Below are 3,794 nucleotides of genomic sequence, written 5' to 3' on the forward strand. Positions count from 1 at the left end.
TATCGATAATGTAGACCTAAGAACTGTAGTAGTTGACATTGATAATCCACAGCAGACTTACAATAATTATATCATGAACGGTGCGTTCCATTTCAAGGAAGAAACCAATGAAAATGATTACCGCTCTAATCTTTATCAATTTGTAAACGCCGGGTATCTGAACCTAAATTATAAACCAAACGATACCTGGGATGTTTTGATCGGCGGGCGTGTTGAAAATAACATCAACATTACCCGATATAAAGAACAGGGAGATTCAGAATTTAATAATCTGAGCAGAAACCAGTACTTTATTTTACCGTCGTTCTCGGTTAAAAAGTCGCTCAATAGTAAATCCAACATTCGTTTTGCAGCCAGTAAAACCATTACAAGACCAATTCTTATTGAGTATATGCCGATTACCTACATTAATCCGGATAACGAAAACATCATTGGTAACAAAGATCTTAAAAACAGCGAAAACTATAATCTTGATTTGAAGTATGAGATCTTCCCAACCAATAAGGAACTTTTTTCGGTGAATCTTTTTGCTAAAAAAATCGACAATGCCATCGAACGAGGTTACACCGCATCCGGAAATTCCAACGGTGTGGCGATTACATTTTTCAATGCTGAAAACGCAGTTTTAGCAGGCGCAGAAGTGGAAGGTATCATGAATCTGTCCAGAATTTCAGAATCTCTGAACAAATGGAGTTTAGGCGCAAATGCCACCTTCATGTACTCCAAAGTTGACCGAAGCGCAGAACAGCTCGAGCAGGAAAAGCCCGTCAACTTTTCGGAATCTTTAAAGGATAGAAAACTTCAGGGTGCCGCACCTTGGGCCGTGAATGCGGATTTGAAATATGAATATAAAAACGGGCAAAACCTGCCACAAACAATGTCGCTGGTTTACAATGTCTCCGGGTCAAAAATATTTACAGTAGGAACTTCGGGCTTGGATCACATTTACGAAAGACCATTTCACCAACTGGATTTTGTGTACAACACCCAGATTACCAAAAACTGGAATCTGAAATTTGGAGTACTGAATTTACTCAACAGCACCTACAAACTCGAACTCGGAGAAGACGGATACATTCCTTTGGATGTAAGAACCGTTACTCATACCGATTTTAAACGCGGAACAACTTTCAACTTCACCGCAGGATATACCTTCTAAAATAATCATTAATATAAAACTTAAAAGTAATATGAAAAAGAACATTTTAAATCTACTGTCGCTTGCAGCCGTATTTGCAGTAACATCTTGTACAGTAGAAATCAGAGAGGATGCAGACATTAGCGGTGGTGGAACCGGAACCGGAACAACTACCGGAGCGGTGCTCAGCGGAACAGGAACTTTAACAGGAACACTGAAACAGAATACCGTGGTAAAAAAAGGAACCTATACGCTGGAAGGAATTGTAAAAGTTCCGGAAGGAGTTTCCCTAACCATTGAACCAGGAGCAACTTTTACCGCAAAAACTTCTGTAGGAAGCAGTCTTGTTGTTCTACAGGGAGGCAAAATCTATGCTGAAGGAACCGCTTCAGAACCCATCGTATTTACATCCGACAACAAGAAACCGGGCGACTGGGGCGGCGTAACCATCTATGGAAATGCCCCGATCAAAGCTATTAACGGCGCATCAAAAGCACTTTCTGAGGACGGAAACAATGTATATTATGGTGGCGACAATCCCAACGATAACTCCGGAAGTTTAAAATATGTGAGAGTAGAATACGGCGGCAAAAAAATCGGCGACGGAACTTCTGAAACCAATTCCATGACTTTCTATTCCGTTGGAGCGGGAACAGTTCTTGAAAATCTGGTTGCCTACATGGGAACCGATGACGGTTACGAATTCTTCGGCGGAACCGTGAGCGGAAAAAATCTTGTGGCGTATGGCAATTACGATGATTCTTTCGACTGGCAGGATGCATGGAGCGGACAGAACAACAGCAACTGGTTCGCTTACCAGACAAGCATCGGGAATTTCGGGATGGAAATTGAAGCGTCTGGAAACGCAGACAATACCGCGCCAAAAGTAAACGGACTCACGTTAATTAGAGCTGCAGGAACAAAACCTGAAACTGCAGGATCCATTGAAGTGTCGGCAATTCAGTTCAAGAAACACGGCAACGGAATCTTCAGCAATGTATTTATCGACGGCTACAAAGATACAGACGGTAAGAAAGCATATGCGGTTCTGATTCAGGATGCCGCTACAGAAACTGAGCAGGTTAACAAAAACAAAATAAGTGTTTCACCAATTAATCACACCGGTTCGGATAATCTGAACATTTGGGGTTATGCCTACACGCCAAACGGAGCAAAAACTTTCACCAGCGATGCGACGGTGAAAAAAGTTAATCTCACTTCCGGAACCTGGGCAACAGTCAATGGAGTTGATCTTTTATCAGCTTTAAAATAATTATTTCTTCAGTCAGTAATTCATATCAAATTATAAAACCACCGAATTTCGGTGGTTTTATTTTTTTAGCTGCTTTGAAGTTACTCTTCAGCATCTTCTTCGTCTTCGTACTGTTCCAGATAATAGGTAAATGTAAAATCGTCGAGTTCGTCGTCGGCATCCTCCAGCGTTACAAGCAAATCTTCGAAAATTTCGAGCTGGTCAACACTCATATTTACAAATTCGATATGAAGCGGAAGCTCTACAAAGCCAGTCAGCGAATCGTAAAGCGCGTCTAAATTATCTCCGAAAAACTCCGGAAGCGTCAGTTTTTCTTTCAGTTGCGCATAAAAATCATCGTAATCGCCGATGTCTGTAAAATCGATAAATACTGTGTTCATAGTTGTTGGTTTGTCAGTTGTTAGTTATTGGTTATTGATTTATACAAAACTTTTTACCTGGCTCTTCACTACTATTGTTTTTGGAAACTTTTGTAATGATCGTGCGTCAACCAGACATCACCGTTTTTGGTGAAGACAATTCGGTCGGCATTTCTGCGTCCGCAGTTGTAATTTACATCCGCCTCAAAATATTGCGCTGCTGTGGGCAAAGTCTTTTCACGGTTGCTGAATTTATCGCCACCAATCGCACGACCAGGCAAAACATCGCATAAATTTCCCTCTGATGCCACCCAGCCCTGGCTTCGGGCTTCACCTTTTGTAAGATAATAATCCGGAAGTTTTCGGTTGGCTTTCACATAATCAATAACCAGTTTCTCTTCGGTGAGTTCATCAATATTTCCAGAACTTTCTGAAGAATTTCTTTCCTGATTATCATTAAAACTTTCGTTTCTGGTTTGCTGTTTCACAACAACGTTTTCATGGTTTTCAGGCTGTGGTTTTTTTTCGATTTTATAATTCTCGAAAAGATACATTACCAAAAACGCGCTCAGCATTCCGATGATAAAAAATAAGACAAGCTTAAAGTTCTGTCTGTTCATATTTTAATTTTAGATTAAGTTCAATATTCTTCTTTAAACTTGAATAGTTTTATCTTGGCTTTTTTTAATTTTACCTGGCTTTTTTATCTCCATTCTTCTGGAATATCGCATACCGGGATTGGCTGCATTTTGTGCTGTGCAGCTTTATTCATTCTGCTGAAAATTTTATACACTTCCAAATCTCTTCCCGAGTAATCTGCTTCGGTTTTGGTTCCCCATTCTTTCTGAATTTTTTCCAGTTCAGGATAAGTTGCACCAATCTGCTGCTCATCAGTTCTTTCCACATCCCAAAGTCCGTCGGTTGGAATTGCGTTCTGAATGGATTCTACCAGGTTCAGCGATTTCGCCAGTGCGTAAACCTCGGTTTTATAAAGATCGGCAATCGGCGAAACATCTACTCCACC

Annotated in this window: 4 protein-coding genes and 1 pseudogene; 2 read left to right on the forward strand and 3 right to left on the reverse strand. The window is 40.6% G+C overall.

The window, feature by feature from the left end:
* Together V5N63_RS03635 and V5N63_RS03640 are read left to right on the forward strand one after the other, a co-directional pair.
* Positions 1-1,159 (forward strand): TonB-dependent receptor domain-containing protein (locus V5N63_RS03635; protein WP_332032874.1); only part of this gene is annotated, 1,159 nt, incomplete at its 5' end.
* Positions 1,160-1,190: 31 nt separating this feature from the next.
* Positions 1,191-2,411 carry a hypothetical protein gene (locus V5N63_RS03640; RefSeq protein ID WP_332032875.1) on the forward strand — a complete coding sequence of 407 codons (1,221 nt, stop codon included), beginning with the start codon at positions 1,191-1,193 and terminating at the stop codon, positions 2,409-2,411.
* 80 nt (positions 2,412-2,491) lie between these two features.
* Here the strand turns inward: V5N63_RS03640 and V5N63_RS03645 are convergent, their stop codons facing one another.
* The 3 genes and pseudogenes from V5N63_RS03645 to V5N63_RS03655 all read right to left on the reverse strand — a co-directional run.
* Positions 2,492-2,791 (reverse strand): barstar family protein, encoded by a 300-nt coding sequence (locus tag V5N63_RS03645; protein WP_332020707.1) that lies wholly within the window; start codon positions 2,789-2,791, stop codon positions 2,492-2,494.
* A gap of 71 nt (positions 2,792-2,862) precedes the next feature.
* On the reverse strand, positions 2,863-3,390 hold the full coding sequence (locus V5N63_RS03650; protein ID WP_332032876.1) for a ribonuclease domain-containing protein: 528 nt from the start codon (positions 3,388-3,390) through the stop codon (positions 2,863-2,865).
* 83 nt (positions 3,391-3,473) lie between these two features.
* A pseudogene (locus tag V5N63_RS03655) lies at positions 3,474-3,794 on the reverse strand (NAD(+) synthase); the annotation flags it as partial.

The organism is Kaistella sp. (genome assembly GCF_032060305.1).
Taxonomy (GTDB): Bacteria; Bacteroidota; Bacteroidia; order Flavobacteriales; family Weeksellaceae; genus Kaistella; species Kaistella yananensis.

Excerpts from the sequence above, each read along its gene's own strand:
- V5N63_RS03640 (WP_332032875.1), top strand. The coding sequence starts at position 1,191 with ATGAAAAAGAACATTTTAAATCTACTGTCGCTTGCAGCCGTATTTGCA.
- V5N63_RS03645 (WP_332020707.1), bottom strand. The coding sequence starts at position 2,791 with ATGAACACAGTATTTATCGATTTTACAGACATCGGCGATTACGATGAT.
- V5N63_RS03650 (WP_332032876.1), bottom strand. The coding sequence starts at position 3,390 with ATGAACAGACAGAACTTTAAGCTTGTCTTATTTTTTATCATCGGAATG.